The 18,177-nt window shown below is 51.7% G+C and carries 12 protein-coding genes, 2 tRNA genes and 2 pseudogenes; 7 read left to right on the forward strand and 9 right to left on the reverse strand.

Features of this window, described 5'->3' with window-relative positions:
• Nucleotides 1-78: 78 nt before the first annotated feature.
• Nucleotides 79-1,560, forward strand: a complete 1,482-nt coding sequence (locus tag ACU8YC_RS01095) for an APC family permease (RefSeq protein WP_210905023.1) — start codon at nucleotides 79-81, stop codon at nucleotides 1,558-1,560.
• 20 nt (nucleotides 1,561-1,580) lie between these two features.
• Here ACU8YC_RS01095 and ACU8YC_RS01100 read toward each other — a convergent pair whose 3' ends face one another.
• Nucleotides 1,581-2,279: a cache domain-containing protein gene (locus ACU8YC_RS01100; protein ID WP_151219059.1), complete on the reverse strand. Its 699-nt coding sequence runs from the start codon at nucleotides 2,277-2,279 to the stop codon at nucleotides 1,581-1,583.
• Between the two features lie 24 nt (nucleotides 2,280-2,303).
• Nucleotides 2,304-3,029, reverse strand: a complete 726-nt coding sequence (locus tag ACU8YC_RS01105; RefSeq protein WP_151219060.1) for a FadR/GntR family transcriptional regulator — start codon at nucleotides 3,027-3,029, stop codon at nucleotides 2,304-2,306.
• 314 nt (nucleotides 3,030-3,343) lie between these two features.
• Between ACU8YC_RS01105 and ACU8YC_RS01110 the strand changes: the two genes are divergently transcribed.
• From ACU8YC_RS01110 to ACU8YC_RS01120, 3 genes are all read left to right on the forward strand, one after another.
• Complete coding sequence (locus ACU8YC_RS01110; protein WP_446894928.1) at nucleotides 3,344-4,771, forward strand: gamma-aminobutyraldehyde dehydrogenase; 1,428 nt, start codon at nucleotides 3,344-3,346, stop codon at nucleotides 4,769-4,771.
• Between the two features lie 158 nt (nucleotides 4,772-4,929).
• The gene (locus ACU8YC_RS01115; RefSeq protein WP_151219062.1) at nucleotides 4,930-6,822 is read left to right on the forward strand and encodes an NAD(P)-binding protein; all 1,893 of its coding nucleotides are present in this window, start codon (nucleotides 4,930-4,932) and stop codon (nucleotides 6,820-6,822) included.
• 3 nt (nucleotides 6,823-6,825) lie between these two features.
• Nucleotides 6,826-8,034, forward strand: a complete 1,209-nt coding sequence (locus tag ACU8YC_RS01120) for a c-type cytochrome (RefSeq protein ID WP_446894929.1) — start codon at nucleotides 6,826-6,828, stop codon at nucleotides 8,032-8,034.
• Nucleotides 8,035-8,077: 43 nt separating this feature from the next.
• On the opposite strand, the gene pdxR is transcribed toward ACU8YC_RS01120, so the two are convergent.
• Nucleotides 8,078-9,550 carry a MocR-like pyridoxine biosynthesis transcription factor PdxR gene (pdxR, locus tag ACU8YC_RS01125; protein ID WP_446894930.1) on the reverse strand — a complete coding sequence of 491 codons (1,473 nt, stop codon included), beginning with the start codon at nucleotides 9,548-9,550 and terminating at the stop codon, nucleotides 8,078-8,080.
• 104 nt (nucleotides 9,551-9,654) lie between these two features.
• Between pdxR and puuE the strand changes: the two genes are divergently transcribed.
• The 3 genes and pseudogenes from puuE to ACU8YC_RS01140 all read left to right on the forward strand — a co-directional run.
• Nucleotides 9,655-10,917: a 4-aminobutyrate transaminase gene (gene puuE / locus ACU8YC_RS01130; RefSeq protein ID WP_210905027.1), complete on the forward strand. Its 1,263-nt coding sequence runs from the start codon at nucleotides 9,655-9,657 to the stop codon at nucleotides 10,915-10,917.
• A 177-nt stretch (nucleotides 10,918-11,094) separates the two neighbouring features.
• A pseudogene (locus ACU8YC_RS01135) lies at nucleotides 11,095-11,906 on the forward strand (ABC transporter substrate-binding protein).
• Nucleotides 11,893-12,441, forward strand: a pseudogene (locus ACU8YC_RS01140) (FecCD family ABC transporter permease); the annotation flags it as partial. The pseudogenes ACU8YC_RS01135 and ACU8YC_RS01140, both read left to right, overlap by 14 nt.
• Nucleotides 12,442-12,763: 322 nt before the next feature.
• Here ACU8YC_RS01140 and ACU8YC_RS01145 read toward each other — a convergent pair.
• From ACU8YC_RS01145 to ACU8YC_RS01170, 6 genes are all read right to left on the reverse strand, one after another.
• Nucleotides 12,764-12,840: transfer RNA gene (locus ACU8YC_RS01145), tRNA-Val, on the reverse strand.
• A gap of 4 nt (nucleotides 12,841-12,844) precedes the next feature.
• Nucleotides 12,845-12,921: transfer RNA gene (locus ACU8YC_RS01150), tRNA-Val, on the reverse strand.
• A gap of 199 nt (nucleotides 12,922-13,120) precedes the next feature.
• On the reverse strand, nucleotides 13,121-13,603 hold the full coding sequence (locus ACU8YC_RS01155) for a glutathione peroxidase (RefSeq protein WP_151219065.1): 483 nt from the start codon (nucleotides 13,601-13,603) through the stop codon (nucleotides 13,121-13,123).
• Between the two features lie 266 nt (nucleotides 13,604-13,869).
• On the reverse strand, nucleotides 13,870-14,874 hold the full coding sequence (trpS, locus tag ACU8YC_RS01160; protein ID WP_252838343.1) for a tryptophan--tRNA ligase: 1,005 nt from the start codon (nucleotides 14,872-14,874) through the stop codon (nucleotides 13,870-13,872).
• A gap of 200 nt (nucleotides 14,875-15,074) precedes the next feature.
• Entirely contained in the window at nucleotides 15,075-16,859 is a 1,785-nt protein-coding gene (locus ACU8YC_RS01165) for a diguanylate cyclase (RefSeq protein ID WP_446894931.1), read from the reverse strand.
• 117 nt (nucleotides 16,860-16,976) lie between these two features.
• The gene (locus ACU8YC_RS01170; RefSeq protein WP_151219068.1) at nucleotides 16,977-18,086 is read right to left on the reverse strand and encodes an AI-2E family transporter; all 1,110 of its coding nucleotides are present in this window, start codon (nucleotides 18,084-18,086) and stop codon (nucleotides 16,977-16,979) included.
• Nucleotides 18,087-18,177 lie beyond the last annotated feature (91 nt).

The following is an 18,177-nucleotide window of genomic DNA, read 5'->3' on the forward strand; positions in this document are numbered from 1 at the left end:
ATCACTATACATATAACTTAATATCTTTTATACATTAATTGTTCAACCCTGCGACTATTCCACAAAAGAGAAAGCTATATGGAACAGACACCTGATAAGAAAAACGATAATTTTCAGAAAGATGGCAAAGAACAATTCAATCGCTCGATAGGTCTTATTTCAAACTTTGCGTTGGGTTTTACCTATCTGTCGCCGCTTACCGCTGTCTATTCGCTGTTTGCGCTGGCCGTAACGCTGGCGGGGCCGCCGGCAGTATGGTGGATTTTAATCGTTGCATGTGGACAACTTTTAGTGGCATTGGTGTTTGGTGAGGTCGCTTCCCAGTATCCCATAACCGGCGGGCTTTATCCTTGGGCCAGGAGGTTATGGGGCAAGAAATATGCGTGGATCGCCGCCTGGATTTACCTGTGGGCGCTGGTGGTCACCATTACGTCAATCGCGGAATATACATCAACGTTTGTAGAGTCGCTCTTTCACTATGGTCAGACGCCAGCCACGATGCTGCTGACGTCCGTTTTACTGCTGCTTTTGATGATGGCTGTTAATATGTCCGGGACTAAAAATCTGGCCCGGGTCGCAAAAATTGGCTTCTGGTGTGAAATTGTCAGCGTGATTGCGCTGGGGATTTATCTGTTGATTTTCCACCGTTCGCAGCCGTTCTCGGTCATCTTCGATTCGATGGGGGTGCTGGCTCATGATGGCAGCTATTCAACTGCATTTATGTCTGCCGCGCTGATGGGGCTGTTCATGTTCTTTGGCTTTGAGGCCTGTGGTAATGTTGCGGAAGAGGTACAAAATCCAAGTAAAAAGATCCCTGTTGCGATGATTCTAAGCATCGTATTTGGCGCGATTTCCGCGATTATTTCCGTTATGGGTTACCTGCTGGCTTCGCCAAATCTGATAAGTATCGTCAATGGCAAAACGTCCGACCCGATCCCGACCATCCTGAATGAAGCACTTGGTGAAACCGGTGCAACTGTCTTTATCATTGTTGCGATTGTGGCGATGCTGTCGTGCATTCTGTCTCTGCAGGCTGCGTTAAGCCGTCTTATCTTTTCCTTCTCCCGCGACAAAATGCTGCCGGGCAGTGAATGGATGTCAAAAATATCTAAAAATGGTGTTCCGGATAATGCCATGGTCGTTAGCTGTCTGCTGCCCGTCATCATCTGTGTTTGGGTTTATTTCCAGCCAGACAACCTGTCGCGTATTACCGCATTTGCCGTTATCGGGATTTACATCTCGTTCCAGATGGTAGTGCTTGCCGCGCTACGCCAGCGTCTCAAAGGCTGGAAACCGGCTGGAGAGTGGACTATTGGCGGTTGGGGCGTGATTGTGAATGTGCTGGCGCTGGCCTATGGATTGTGCGGGATTTGGTTGCTGGCACAACCGGCAGACAGCAGCGACTTCATCGATCGTTGGACGGTACTGTTCGGCCTGGCGATTGTTGTTGGCTCTGGTCTTATCTATATGTTCCTGACACGACCTTTCGGGCGATCTGCGGCACCGGAAAACGACGCCATTGCTTATGCTAACAAACTCAATGTGGGGCAGGATAATTAAAACTAAGGGCCCTCGGGCCCTTAGTTTTGATAGTGATAAAGGATAAAGTAGTCGCTCTGGTAAACCACGGTGCTGTGCGTGGGGGACAGCAATTCCCCCACGCGAAAACGCGGCCAACTGGAGAAGATAATCCGGTTTTCCAGATTGGTCAGAATGACATAGTCAGGGTGGGGACAGGAAAGCAGTTCGGCTTCAATCTGACTGACCAGCAGATCGACGGCGGCGACGCCAAGAAACTGCTCATTGTAATAGACCGGCACCGCCGAGGTCAGGGTGTAAGAGATATTGCAGATATAGTCGACGTAGGGGCCGTGGATATACGCTTTTCCCTCCGGAGGTGAGTGCTTAAACCACTCGAAGGTTCTGAAATCCAGTCGTTGCTGCGTGGCCTGATCTAAATCGAGATGGGCCTGGCTCAAGCCATTATCTTTCTTATACCACCATTCCAGCAGCCAATACTCTTTTGCGGTTGCGGTGCTCTCAATATGGCTGGCGAACCCGGCCCCTGAGCAGTAATGGTTGTCACTGAGGGTGCGTTTGATGTGCTGCTGAACGGTCGATCTCACCGACGGATCGAGAACTACTTCTGCGGAGGCCTTTTGCACCCCAGAAATAGCCTCATGGATGCTCCTCGCCAGCGCAACTGTAGACTCTACGGTAGAGGCGGTAATATCATCAATCTTACGAATTAATGCGCTTAAAGATGTCGAAGAGCTCATTGTCTGTTCTGCCTTCACTGATTGTCAGTTCGCGTTATATTTCAACTTTTTTTCAATAAGGTAATAGGTAAACGTGTCGATGATCCTCGTGGCAAGCTGCACCGATTCCGCCTCGTTGTGAGCCGCTAACGCATCCGCCAGCGCTGAATAAAGCGCGATAATCTCCGCATGAACGCTGTCTATGCGATAGAGTATCGCCACCAACGATGCCCATTCTGCCTGCACCTGTAGTTCCTGGTTGGCCAGCCGCGCGGAATGCGAACTGGCGGCTATCGCCAGCAGGCAACGCATATCTGCCTGGGTCATTAGTTCAGGTGAATTTGCCTTTCTGAGCACCTCAACAAACTCGCGAAATTTGGCGATGTCCGCGCTGGTCATTCGTCTGGAAGCCAGCCTTGCGCTATGGCTAATGATGGCACAATGCATTTCACCCAGATCAGAAAGATAATCTGTGCTTATCGCTTTGAACGGATGCAGGGCGTTGTTTTTGCTATCAATTTTTTCGCAAACGAAGCTCCCGCCATTACGACCACGAACCGTATAGATTAGATTATTAGCCCGAAGCGTATTGAGCGCTTCTCTGATGGTAATATGTGAGACGCCCATCATCTTTGCCAAATCAGTTTCGTTGGGAAGTTGTTCCTTTGGCTCCAGCAACCCGGTGATAATAGCGTTTGAAAGGCGTTGCACTATCTGGTCCGAACGACTGACCTGCCCGATAGGCGCAAATATGACCGCGTGAGTAATCATAACTTTTCTGCACTCAATTCCCTGAAACAACGACCATTTCTAACACATGCCCGCCGGGCAAGGAAGGTAAGAATGGCCGAGTTACTTTACATGCCTGTACGCAACTTCACAGCACAAGCGGATGTGTGTCCCGATAACCTCATGATGAGTTGGACATAACGCGTCAGCTCACGATGAAAAGCCTTTTCCTGTAAATGTGAAATCTAAGTTAAAAATGCGAGCCCTATCATAGTGTCAATGTTGCGTATTTGAAAATTTTTTACAATATATATATTACATAAGATTCTTTATGTATTAACCGGCAGGAGAAAGGCATGAAAACCCTGAAGCATTTCATCAATGGGCAATATGTAGCAGGCAGCAGCCAAGATACCTTCGAACTGGTAAGTCCGGTCGATGGCGAAACGTACGCATTATCTCCCAACGCTAGTGCGGCAGAGGTGGAGCAGGCCTACTCGGCGGCGGAGGCGGCGTTTAGCATCTGGAGAAAATCGACGCCAGCACAGCGGCAGAAGGCACTTTTGTGCCTTGCAGATGAGATAGAGCGAAACGTTGAGCGACTGGTAAACGCGCAGAGCCAGGAAACCGGTCAGCTCCGTCATTTTATTGAGAAGGAAGAGATCGCGGCATCCTGTGATGTCATCCGCTTTTTTGCCGGCGCGGCGCGCTGTCTTGAAGGGAAGGCAGCAGGAGAATATTCCGCCGGGTTTACCTCGACTATCCGTCGTGAACCGCTGGGTATTGTTGGACAAGTGACACCGTGGAACTACCCGTTCATGATGGCAGTATGGAAGATTGCGCCAGCGCTGGCGGCAGGCAACACGGTCGTGTTAAAGCCAAGCGATACAACGCCAGCCAGCACGCTGCTGTTGGCTGAATTGGCTGCGCCGTTGTTCCCAAGAGGAGCATTTAACGTCGTGCTGGGCAAAGCCAATACTGGTTCGCTGGTGGTCTCAAACCGGAAGGCCTCGCTGGTTTCGATTACCGGTTCGGTTCGCGCGGGTCTGCAGGTTGCTGCCTCTGCAGCGGCGAATCTGACTAAAGCACATCTGGAATTGGGCGGAAAAGCGCCCGCAGTGGTGTTTGCTGATGCGGATATCGACAAAGCGATTGCGACGATTACCACGGCAGGTTTTTTCAATGCCGGACAGGACTGCACGGCGGCTACGCGTATCCTGGTCGAACAGTCCATCTACGCTGAATTTCTGGAAAAGCTGATCCAGAAAACGAAGAGTATTAAATTTGGTCCACCAGAGGATCAGGATGCGCTGTACGGCGCATTGAACAGCAGAAACCAGCTCGAGCAGGTGAAAGGCTTTATTGAGCGTTTACCGGCACATGCAATAGTTGAAACCGGTGGGCGAGCCGGGCCGGGGCCGGGTTTCTATTTTGAGCCGACGATCGTCTCCGGGTTGCATCAACATGATGAAGCAATACAACATGAATTATTTGGGCCGGTGATGGCTATTCAGTCGTTTTCAACTGATGAAGATGCGTTACTCAAGGCTAATGATGTGGAGTATGGTCTTGCTGCCAGCGTCTGGACCAGCAACCATGGTCGTGCCCAGCGTTTCAGCATTGCCCTCGATTTTGGCACGGTATGGATTAACAATCACATTCCGCTGTGCGCCGAAATGCCGCACGGGGGGTTCAAAAAATCGGGTTACGGGAAAGATCTTTCATCTTATTCACTTGATGAGTATACCCGAGTGAAACATATCATGTGTGATATCGCTGAATAGCGGTTAGCAGGAAGTTCATCAATTATTATGATTCTAAAAAACGGGATGAAGAGTTAAAGCCAGTGAGGTCGTCGGCTGTATCGCTTTATTAAGATGAAGGGATATATCTCTTATTTGGTCGTATTTAGGGCAGTGTGTAGCAATAAGGAAAAAAGTAAATGGCAATTACCAGACGTGATTTTCTGAACGGCGTCGCGGTGACTATTGCTGCGGGGCTTACTCCGCTGGAGTGGGTCAGGGCGGCAGGAAAGAGCAACGCATTTATCGATGGGAGTTATTATCCGCCGGCACTCACCGGGCTGCGGGGAAATCATCCAGGATCGTTTGAAATGGCGCATGCGCTAGGCCGCGAGCAGAAGCATTTTGATTTAAATGCTCTGCCCGTTGAGGAAGAGTACGATCTGGTGATTGTGGGGGGCGGGATTAGCGGGCTGGCTGCCGGGTGTTTCTGGCGACAACTTGCCGGGCAAAATAGCCGGGTACTGATCCTCGATAACCATGACGATTTTGGCGGGCACGCCAAACGTAATGAATTCACTCACTCGGGCAAAAAATTACTCGGTTATGGCGGCAGCGAAGCATTCCAGTCGCCCGCGCATAATTTCAGCCCTGAAGTACAAAAACTGATGGAAACCATAGGCGTCAGCGTCACGCGGTTAAAAGAGAGTTTTGACGTAAACTTCTACCCCGACTGGCAGCTCAGTCGCGGGGTTTTTTTCGATAAAAAGAATTTTGGCGAGACAAAAATCGTCAGCGGCGATCCGGGGCGCGCGGTATCAGATGATATTCCGCCGGACAGACTAAATGGCCGGAAAATTGAAGACTTTATCAATGATTTCCCACTCAGTGAGAACGACAGAAAAGCGCTGATCGACCTGCACGTGCATCCAGGCGACTATCTTCCCGGTATGACGGTCGATGAGAAAATGGCATGGCTGGATACCCACAGCTACAGTGAATTTTTGGCCACAAAAGTCGGTTTGAGCAAAATGGCGCTGCTCTATTTCCAGCAGCGTTCCAACGACTTCTTTGCCATCGGCATTGAGGGTATCTCCTGCAGCGATGCCAGGGCATGCGCATTACCCGGCATGGAAGCGCTGGGACTACCGCCGTTGGACGGAGAATCGCTGGCCGATCTCGAAGAACCGTATGTCTACCATTTCCCGGACGGTAACGCTGGCCTGGCCCGACTGCTCGTCAGGTATATGCTGCCGGATGCGCTTCCGGGTAACACGATGGAAGATTCTGTCCTCACAAGACTGCATTACGAAAAGCTGGATCTGCCGGAAAACGCCACGCGCCTGCGCCTGAACAGCACGGTGATTAATGCGGCTAATGTACAGGATGGCGTGGTGGTGACCTATCTGCGTGACGGCAAAATGCACCGTGTGCGCGGCAAAAATACCATCATGGCGGGTTATAACATGATGATCCCTTATCTGGTGCCTGAGATGCCTGAACAGCAGCAGGCGGATCTCAAACTAAACGTGAAGGCGCCGTTGGTGTATACCAACGTGGTAGTCAAGAACTGGCAGGCGTTCAAACAGCTCGGCGTACATGAATTTTATTCTCCGGCGGCACCTTACAGCCGGGTTAAGCTCGACTATCCGGTTAGCATCGGAGGGTATCAACATCCGGCCTCACCGGACGATCCGATGGTTATTCACATGGTTTATGTGCCTACCTATCCGGGCAGTAACTTGTCCGCCAGAGAGCAGTTCCGTCTGGGACGAGCCTATTTGCTGGGGACCACATTTGCGGCGCATGAGGAGATGATTCGCGCCCAGTTGCAGGAAATGTTTGGTTCGACAGGCTTTGATAATCAACGCGACATCTCCGCCATCACTGTTAACCGCTGGGCGCATGGTTATGCGTATTACGCCAACTCGTTGTTTGATGATATGGATAAAATGCCAGAAATTATCGAGCGTGCGCGTCAACCAGTGGGCCGCATTGCTATCGCCAACTCTGATTCTGACTGGAGTGCTTATGCGCACACAGCCATCGATCAGGCATGGCGTGCGGTTAACGAACTCAAGGATATGGGGTGATTTATGCGTAACGTAACCATTCTTGCCGCCTGTTTATTTACCGCCTCGGTAAGTGCTGCTGAATCTAGTGGTGAATATATCGCGCGAATTTCTGACTGCGTGGCTTGTCATACCGCAGAGGGTGGTGTTGCGATGGCGGGGGGTAAAAAGTTTCCCACGCCGGTGGGCGATATTTTTTCGACCAATATTACTCCAGACAAGACGCAGGGTATTGGTAATTATTCATACGCGGATTTTGAAAAGGCCGTACGTCAGGGAATTGCTAAAGACGGTCATCCGCTCTATCCGGCTATGCCTTATCCCTCTTATGCGAAGTTGTCTGATGAGGATGTACAGGCGCTGTATCGTTATTTTATGCATGACGTTACGCCGTCGGCACAACCCAATAAAGAGAATGCCATCCCGTGGCTGCTCTCCGCCCGCTGGCCGCTGCATATCTGGAACTGGCTGTTTACCGATGCGCCCGCGACGGCTGTAGAGAGCGCGAAATCAGAGGGCAATGCTGCCTTGGTAAAACGGGGCGCTTATCTGGTGGAAGGTCCGGGACACTGCGGCTCGTGCCATACCCCAAGAGGCATGGCGATGAACGAAAAAGCCTATACCAATGCTGATGCCGAGTATCTGAGCGGCGCGATGATCGACGGCTGGTATGCGCCATCGCTGCGGGGCAGCGGAATGTCTGAGCAGGCGTTAAAATTGCTGTTACTGACCGGTAAAAGCAAACATGCCGCGGTTTCTGGTTCGATGGCTGAAGTTGTTACGCAAAGTACACAGTATCTGACCGACGAAGATGCCACGGCGATCGCGCAATATCTGCTGAGCCTGAAAAGCACGAAGCCCGAAACGGTGCGCGCGGCGGCAACCACGGCGTTGTGGTCGAACTCGCCCGAGGCGGGCAAAGTAATCTATAACCGTTACTGCTCCACCTGTCATGGCCTCGAAGGGAAAGGTACGGATGATAATGCGCCTTCGTTGATCAATAACCCGTTGGTGATGGTTGATGACCCAACGCCGCTGTTCAGAGTGATTGCCCATGGTGCAGAAACACCGACTACGCGTGGCAGTGTCTCCTTTAAGATGCCAGCCTACGGGGGCGTGTTAAGTGACAACGAAATGCGCGACGTGATTAATTACGTGCGCAAAAGTTGGGGAGAAGGGAATAGTGAAGTAAGCCAGCAGGATCTGGCTGGTGTGAAAAAAGCATCACATTAAACAGCATGCCCGATGATTGTAATTTGTCGGGCGGATAAGGCACTTAGACGGCGTTTACTCTGATAATACCTACCAGTCGGGTAAACGCCGCCGCCATTTCATGTTCTTCAATGCTGGCAAATCCCAGCAGCAAGCCGCTACGTTTGTCTTCATCCACATAGTAGCGTGACAGCGGGCGCACCAGTAGCCCTTGCGCATTTGCCTGTTGGGCAATCAAAACATCATCGCTCCCGGTGGGTAATTGTAAAATCATGTGCAGCCCGGCGTTGCTGCTGAAAGAGCCTAGATAATGCTCACCAAGCTGGCGGTTGATAAGCTCAACCAGCATTTGACGCCGACGGCTGTACAGCTGGCGCATTTTTCGAATGTGCGCGGCGTAGTAACCCTCGCGGATAAACTCCGCCAGCGCGGCCTGAATCAGCAAATGCCCGCCACGATAGAGGTCGTTATGGACCTTCTTTAGCGGCGTGGCTAACTGTTTGGGTAACACCACATACCCGAGCCGTAGCGCGGGATAGAGTGTCTTACTGAATGTTCCGATGTAGATCACTGGCGTCTCTTCCTCCAGTCCCTGCAATGATGGAATAGGCTGGCCGGAAAAACGAAACTCGCTGTCGTAGTCATCTTCTATTATCCAGCTTTGTGTTTCACGGGCGCGAAAGAGCAGTTGTCGACGGCGACTGAGACTCATAACCGATCCGAGCGGATATTGATGTGACGGTGTCACAAAAATAAGCTTTGGCGCGGGTTCGCCTGATTCCGGTGGGACCATACCTTGCTCATCCACTGGAATCGCCGAAAAATTAACCGCATTGATGCGCAGAATATTCTTGATTCCCCAGTAGCCCGGCTCCTCAATCCAGGCGTTATCACCCGGGTTGCATAAAGTACGAGTCACCAGATCCAGCGCCTGGTGAATACCTTCAGTAATCAGAATCTGCTCCGGTGAACACCGCACGCCGCGGGCGGTGCGCAGATAGTCTGCCAGGGCTTCTTTCAGCTCATTCACACCGCCGGCGGCATCGTAAGTAAGAAGCTCCGGGCGCAACCGTCTCGCCAGCCGATCCTGAATTTTTTTGAGCACCCGGTGAGGGAAATGCGCTACATCAGGTACGCCTGGAATGAAAGCACCCCACTGACGGGGACTGGCGCTGGCATGACCTAACAGCTCAAGGCAGCGGTCAGATAACCGGGGGCTCTCTTCCGGAGCAGCACCAGGCGCTTTGTTGGGATGCAGGTCCAGATTGTCCAGCACGCTGTCGGTGACAAATGTTCCGCTGCTGGTGCGCGCGGAGATATACCCTTCGGCTTGCAATTGCTCGTAAACCCGCAGGACGGTATTGCGCGATAGCGTCAATTCGCCTGCCAGGTCGCGCGACGGCGGCATTCGGGTAGCCGGTTTCAGGCTACCTTCGAGGATGCAACTGCAGATGGCGGCATACAGGCGACGATGCAGTTTTTCATCCGTCTGTTGGCTAAATGCCTGCTTGATCACATCTCCGGCAAGTGAACGCATTTGGATCCTTAAAATAAAACGATTTGGCTCTCGATTAAAGTACCAGACGGCGTCTAAATTTAAAGCGTAATTCAACCCAAATATGTTTATGACAAGGTGTGAGAATGAACAATAAAAACCTGCAACAACGTCGTCTGGATGCCACCCCGCGTGGGGTGGGCGTGATGTGTGATTTTTATGCCCAGTCGGCAGAAAACAGCACCATTACGGATATCGAGGGCAATCAGTACATTGATTTTGCTGCCGGGATTGCCGTGCTGAACACCGGACACCGTCATCCTCGTCTGGTGCAAGCTGTTGAAGCACAGCTTCAGGCTTTTACTCATACGGCTTATCAAATCGTCCCATACGAAAGCTATGTGTCCTTGGCTGAGAAAATCAACGCCGTCGCACCTATCGACGGCAAGCGTAAAACCACCTTCTTCACCACCGGGGCTGAAGCGGTGGAAAACGCAGTAAAAATTGCCCGCGCGTATACCGGCCGTCCAGGTGTTATCGCGTTTGGTGGGGGGTTTCATGGGCGTACTTACATGACGATGGCGTTAACAGGCAAAGTGGCGCCGTATAAAAAAGGTTTCGGCCCATTCCCGGGCTCTGTATACCATGCGCCGTATCCTTCTGCGTTGCAGGGGATTTCCACAGCGGATTCCATCAAAGCGATTGAGCGCCTGTTCAAAGCTGATATCGATCCAACCCAGGTGGCGGCGATTATTTTTGAACCTGTCCAGGGCGAAGGGGGCTTCGTAGTGGCACCGGCGGAGTTTGTGGCTGCCATCCGCCGTATTTGCGATGAGCATGGCATCGTGATGATCGCTGATGAGGTGCAAAGCGGATTTGCCCGTACCGGCGAGCTGTTTGCAATGGATCATTACGCCGATAAAGCGGACCTGATGACCATGGCGAAGAGCCTGGCTGGCGGGATGCCACTGTCAGGGGTAGTGGGTAAAGCAGACATTATGGATGCGCCTGCGCCGGGTGGTTTAGGCGGTACTTACGCCGGGAACCCGCTGTCGATTGCAGCGGCCCATGCGGTGCTGGATATCATTCGTGATGAAAAGCTGTGCCAGCGTGCGGCGGCTCTCGGAGAACAACTGCGTGCCACTTTGACAGATGCGCAAGCAGAGTGTCCTGAACTGGCTGAAGTGCGTGGCTTAGGCTCGATGATTGCCGCTGAATTCTGTGATGCTGCGACGGGGGAACCCAGTGCGGCCGTGGCACAACGCGTGCAGAAGAAAGCCCTTGAGCAAGGATTGCTGCTGCTAACCTGTGGGCAGTATGGCAACGTTATTCGTTTCCTTTATCCACTGACGATCCCGCAGGATCAGTTCGCCAGAGCGCTTGATATCATCAAAGTGGCCACCAAATAGTAGCGCCGCACACTATTAATGAAAGCCGACAGTAGCTCTTGCCGTCGGTTTTCCTTCGTTCGCATAAATTGATCCACTTCGTGTGCATTGCAGTAATTTTCGGGAATGGGTTGCCAGTTTATTTGTTATGTAATTTAATACATAGCGATTTTTACTCCTCTCTTCAGATGGTATCCCATGTTAAGTCTCCGTTCTTTTGCGCTGGTATGTGCCAGCATGTTGTTCGCGTTTGCTGCCCAGGCCGACCGGACGATCACCGACCAGCTTGGTCGTCAGGTGACCATTCCTGATTGCGTCGATAAAGTGGTCGTGCTGCAACACCAGACGCTGAATACTCTGGTCCAGCTCAATGCGCAGCAGGACATTGTTGGCGTGATGTCGAGCTGGAAAAAGCAGCTTGGACCTGAGTTTGCGCGCTAAAACAGGGTATTCGCCTGATTGCGGACGTCGTAGGGCGTAAACCGCAGGCCGAAACCTTAATTGATTACGTTTTTGCGGCGCGGACAAAATTCAACGCACCAGTCTCAAACATCCCGGATGCGCAAAAAGTCCGTATTTATATGGCTGACCCCGACCTGATGACATACGGCTCCGGGAAGTATACGGGACTGATGATGCAGCATGCGGGAGGATTGAACGTGGAGGCTGCCAGTGTGAAAGGCGCACGTCAGGTTGCGCTGGAGCAAGTATTAGCCTGGAATCCGCAGGTGATTTTTGTCCAGGATCGCTACCCGCAGGTTGTGGCTGAGATCCAAAACGATCCCAATTGGCAGGGGATTGATGCGGTGAAAAATCATCGCGTCTGGCTGATGCCTGAATACGCCAAAGCCTGGGGCTATCCGATGCCGGAAGCGCTGGCGATAGGGGAGCTGTGGATGGCCAAAAAACTGTATCCGGATGCCTATAAAGACGTGGATGTCGATGCGCAGGCGCAAGACTACTATCAGCGCTTTTATCGCGTGAATTGGCATTCAGATGCCGCTAAGTAAGCGCATTCCACCCCAGCAACCGCTCTTAATCGCGGTGGTCCTGTTGCTGGGCACCAGTTCGCTGTGTCTTGGGCAGTATCCGCTGTCGTTACGTGAGGTATTTTATCATCTGACGCACTTTAGCGGCGCTGAAGGGATTGCCGGTCAGGTTATCTGGACGGTCAGGCTGCCGCGTATTGTGATGGCGTTGCTGGCAGGTGGCGCGCTGGGTTTATGCGGCGCGACGCTGCAAGGGATATTTCATAATCCGCTGGTCGACCCGCATATTATCGGTGTGACATCGGGGGCTGCTTTTGGCGGAACGTTGGCTATTCTGCTCGGCCTGTCGCCGTGGTTGATGATGGGCTCAACGTTTTTCTTCGGTCTGACGGCGCTGATCCTGGTGTATGCCATTGCTTCGTTGCAGGGGCTGAAGAATACGCTGGTGCTGATCCTGTCGGGTATTATCTTGAGCGGCTTTTTTGCCGCGCTGGTGAGCCTGATTCAGTATCAGGCTGATACTGAAGAGACATTACCCAATATCGTGTTCTGGCTGGGGCGTAATGGTCTGGGGAAGAGTACGCTGCTCGATACGCTAACCGGCACGCGGCCTGCTTTGGGCGGCAGCATTGAGAAGGAGGGGGGAAAAGGGATTGTGGCACAGCATTGCTACCATGGAAGAGGGCATAGTATTCGATCTCAAACGCAAAAGGTTTTGCTTAGAAGATGAATGATACGCGCTGAACACGGCGTTTAGTAGGTTTTAGCGCATCGTTTATTAACAGCATTATGCGGACAATTAATTGAACTGAAGGATAAAAACAGAAGGTTTATTGAGGAATAACTATGGGAAGCAGCACCAAATCATTGAGATAATTTGGTGCGTCCGAGTGGACTCGAACCACCGACCCCCACCATGTCAAGGTGGTGCTCTAACCAACTGAGCTACGGACGCAAGATGGTGCGTTCAATTGGACTCGAACCAACGACCCCCACCATGTCAAGGTGGTGCTCTAACCAACTGAGCTATGAACGCAACGTTGTAGGTGACAACGGGGACGAATATTAGCGGCACAGACCGAATGAGGCAAGAGGGAAATAGCATTTTTCTTCCTGATCTCACGCGATTGCAGAGTAATTAAGCAAGTTGACTATATTTTGTTGATTTTGCAGCGTGTTTTTTATTCAGGCAGCAAGCAGGGGCATAATGTGAACGGTTTGAATGACATGAGCACTCAGTCTTTTAGCGCTGCAAGGATCGTGGCTTCTATTTTCTCTGGGGTCGTGAAGGGTGCAAAACGTTTAAGCGGCTTGCCGTCACGCCCGATCAGGAACTTAGTGAAGTTCCACTTGATCCGCCCACCCAGCATGCCGGGTAATTCGTCTTTAAGGAAACGAAACACCGGATGTGTAGCAGCGCCGTTGACGTCCACTTTCTCAAACATTGGGAAGCTCACACCGTAGTTGATGTGACAGGTTTGAGCGATTTCATCGGCTCCACCAGGTTCCTGCTTACCAAACTGGTTGCAGGGGAAACCCAGCACCACCAGACCCTGCGCGGCGTACTTCTTGTAGAGTGCTTCGAGGCCTGCATATTGTGGCGTGAAGCCACAATGGCTGGCGGTATTCACCACCAGCACCAGTTTGCCAGCGTAATCGGCCATCGAGATGGGTTGGCCATTGAGACTGGTGGCAGTGAGTTGATGAAAGGTGGTCATACCGGAATCCTCAAATATGGTTGCATTACTCATATTGCCTGCGGGTTACAGGCTTCGCTTCGTGACTTGTTATTATGGTAGCAACTGCCAGATTAATAAAATGACTAAGTTGAGAGGAAGGGAAAGGATTTTTCAACGGGTTAAGGGCGATTAATCTTCACTCTGAATTTTGCTGATAAAACGTGGATAAGATTCTGAAAACTCCCGGCGAAGGTAACTCGTCGGGAGCTGTCTTTATTTATTGAGCCAACTGTAACAGGTCGAGTTCAGAACACCGGCAAACCCAGCCCTAGCTTCACTTCTCTTAATGTCTGCTGTGTGACTTCATGCGCCTGTTCGCTGCCTTTTTTGAGCATCGCCATCAGCAAGCCTTTATCCTGGATGTAAGTTGCGCGCCGCTCGCGCATCGGGGCAATAAGCTCTTGCAAGCACATCTCCAGCTCGTTTTTGCATGCACGGTCGCCCAGCCCGCCGCGCTGATAATGCGCTTTCATCTCCGCGACTTTTGCTTTATCCGCATGAAAAGCATCGAGGTAAGTGAATACCATATTGCCGTCAATCTGCCCTGGATCGGACACTTTTAGATGATTGGGATCGGTGTACATCGCGCTGACCGCATGATGAATGGCCTCTTCGCTGGCGGACAAGAGTAATGTATTGCCAAGCGATTTTGACATTTTGGCATTACCGTCGATCCCCGGAAGACGGCTGGTTTCACTCAGCAGCGCTTTACAATGCGACAAGACGGGGGCAGGTAACAGACTATTCATTTTATGCACGATTTCATTGGTCTGTTCAATCATTGGCAACTGATCGTCGCCAACGGGAACCACTTCGGCTTTGAAGGCTGTAATATCTGCCGCCTGGCTGATGGGATAAACCAGAAAACCAACCGGTAACGAGCGGGCAAACCCTTTCTGCGCAATTTCGTTTTTGACCGTAGGATTACGCTCCACGCGAGCCACGGTGACGATGTTCATATATAGCGCGGTCAGCTCCGCAAGGGCAGGCAGGGCCGATTGCAAACAAATAGTGGTCAGTGAAGGATCTATTCCTGCAGCAAGATAATCGGCCAGCACTTCGGGAATATTGTCGCGGATCTTTTGCGGTGTGCTGCCGTTATCGGTCAGCCCTTGGAGGTCAGCAACTAATACAAACTGCTGATAATCGTGTTGCAGCATGGCGCGCTGACGCAGCGAGCCAACATAATGACCGAGGTGCAACGGGCCGGTAGGTCGATCGCCAGTGAGGATAATGGTTTTGTTGTTCATATAAGACTCCTTAGTCATAAAACCGAAAGGGGTCTTCAAATGCAAATAACCGCCTTTCGGCGGTTATCTAAAATGGGGAAAACACATTCTGACCGCCTTTAAGAAGGCAGCCACCACAGGTTGTGATTAAAAGCGGTGATATCGTGTGTTGTGTTCATTGAAATAACATATCACCGCCTGGCATCGAGGTAAAGCCATGTTCAGCTCGCTTCCAGCATGCCAAAGCTCACGATGCGCGAACGTCCCAGCTCTTTAGCGCGATACAAGGCCACGTCTGCAGCACGCAGCAGGTTGTCGCTCTGGGCGTGCTGAGGATAGCTGGCTACGCCAATAGAGACATCGACGTGACCAATTTCAGAGACGCCAAAGCGCAGCGACAGTTCCCGTACACCGTTATAAATATCCGTCGCAAAGCGGTTGGCGGCCTGCTCATCCGTATTGGCCAGCAGCACCAGAAATTCCTCACCGCCATAGCGGAAAGCCATGCCGCTGTCGTGGACCACGCGCTGAATAGTCGCGGCGATACTTTTTATCACGCTATCTCCTGCCTCATGACCAAAGCGATCGTTAATATTTTTAAAATGGTCGATATCGATCATCAGGCAACTGATCGGCTCCTGGTTGCGTACGGCCTGGCTCATCTGAGTGCGTAAGGAATCTTCCAGATGATGACGGTTGCGCAGACCGGTTAGCGGATCGTAGTGCGCTTTCTCCAGCAGCGCATCGCGCAGGCGCTGGTTGGCTAAGGCCAAACCGAGTGCTTCCGCCATCAGCTCCAGATACGCACGCGAAGGAGCTGACTCATTGCTGAGATTCTGGAATGAAAGCAGGCCAATGGCTTCACCCTGGGCAATCAGTGGCACGCACAGAGTATGTTGCTGGCATGATTCCGGCAGATGGTAGCAGGCGATATCGGGTTCGCCTTGCACCGGCGGATGGCTCTGACCGCGGCGCACTGCCCAGCACTCATCCGGATGGAAAGCATCTGCTTTGCCCTGCGGTGAGAGCCATTGTGCAACGGAGCGCATCTGCCAGGGCTCCCGGTCAAGAATGTAAAGTCGTCCAGCAATACCTGGGGCAATATTCGGTGCAAACAGCTCAGCCACATTGATGACATCAGCAAAACTCTCGCAGCCCTGTAAGCGTTGTGTCATACGCGCCAACAGTTCGCGAATTGCCCAGTCAGCGTCTCGTTCTTGCTCCAGCTGTTGCCGTACCAGGCCGTTTTCGCGAAAAATGCGGATCGCCTGCGCCATATCGCCGATTTCATCAATCTGGTTAAAGCTTGGCGTCTCAACGGCGTAATCCTGCGATGCCAAACGGTTGACCACATCGCTCAAACGCACGACGGGACGCAGTACACGGCGTTTTAAAATAAAGCCGAGGACGAACAAAAATAGCAGAGCCGTAAGCCCAACCATCACTTCAGAGGCCGTACGCAGCTTACGCGATGTTTGGGTTGCATCTTCAATGGCATTACGCACGCGGTTGTCGAGCAACTGGCGGAAATGGTCTATGCGATCCTGAGCTCGCTCCAGTTCCTGTTCATAGGCTTTCCCGTACAGCAGGGCGATGGCCTGCGACTCTTCTCCACGCGCGACGCTGGCAAGCGCCGTGGCCTGCTCATCCTGCAGGGCATCCACAATCTGCAGCCCTTCATGCAATAGCGCCAGCTCTTCATCCGTTGCCCCAAGGTCTTTTAGCTTCGACAATCGCTGTTCAACCGCTTTTAGCGACGCTTCTTTCTGGCGGTAGGTGTTAAGTGCTTCTGAATCTTTTGCAATAACATATTCGCGTGCCAGATCTGATAGAGACCAGGCGTCAAGCTCCACTTCTTCGGTCAGTTGATCGAATTGATAACGCTGCTCCACCACCTGGCGTTCGGTATTATCGGCGCTGGAGGCCATCAGCATGACAATGCCGGAGGCGATGGTCAGACATACCGTCGCGCTATAGGCCCAGTTGGTAATTGTGGCTATTCGCACTGATGAGTTCCTTTTGCGACGATTAATGAATAAGCATGATTGAAATTATAGGAAGCGTATGATTTTGCGTGAAAACAAAAGGCGGCCCTGAGACCGCCTTTTGTTATCGTCCAGCCATCACAGATCTGGAGGATTTTTTCCTTCTTCCATAAAAGCTTCGTCGATTCCTTCCACGTTACCTTCATGGTCACGTCCGGAAAACAGATTCCAGCAGGTAATGAACAGCGCGGCAATTAGCGGGCCAATTACAAAGCCGTTGATACCGTAGATCTCCATTCCGCCGAGGGTGCTTATCAGGATCAGGTAATCAGGCATTTTGGTGTCTTTACCGACCAGCAGCGGGCGCAGGATATTGTCCACCAGCCCGACGATAATCACGAAGAAGCCGACGATGAACAGCCCTTGCCATATCTGATGCGTGGCGAAAAGGAATATTGCCGCAGGTACCCAGACGATCGCTGAGCCGACAGCGGGCACGAGGGAGAGAAACGCCATTAGCGCGCCCCACAGTACGCTGCCGTCGATATCAACAACAGCAAACGCGATGCCGCCAAGAATCCCCTGAACCAACGCGACTACCGCCGTGCCCTTAACCGTAGCCCGTGTCACGCCAACGAACTTAGCGAACAGGTGCTGTTTGGCAAAATCAGAAAGCGGTAATGAGTCCAGAATCTGGCGTACCAGATAAGGTCCGTCCTTTAGTAAGAAAAACAGCAGATACAGCATGATGCCAAAGCTAATAGCAAAGCCGAATGTCCCTTTACCAATCAGGAACGCGCTACCTGCCAGGTACTGGCCACCCTGCAGCGCAACGTCCGACAGTTTTTTCTGGAGCTGTGCAACGTTATCCAGATTATGTTCGGCGAGGAATCCTCTGGCCCAGTCAGGAAGATGCGAAATAATGGAAGTGACCACTTCCGGGAACTGTGTGTCGTTTTGTTGTAATTTGGTATACACCACGTTCAACTCAATCGCCAATGAGGAGAGGATCACCATCAGTGGGATAAAGACAATCAGACAGATAATGCCGATGGTGAGCAGTGATGCCAGCCCGTTGCGTTCGCCAAGGGCACTGCGCAGCCTGTTTTTCACCGGGTTGAATATTGTGGTCAGGATGGCAGCCCACAAAATAGCAGAAAAGTAGGGGGACAATACATCGAAAAACGCCCAGGTAACGAGGGCAAGGATGAAAATGAAGAAACCTTTAGTCAGTCCGTTAAATCGCATTAGTGAACCCTGTAATGAGAAGCAGTCCCGACTATAGAACTGTTCAGGGAAATTACCAACTTTCACTGCAAATATTCGTTATTTATGATTA

Source organism: Citrobacter sp. VF227, from assembly GCF_052950715.1.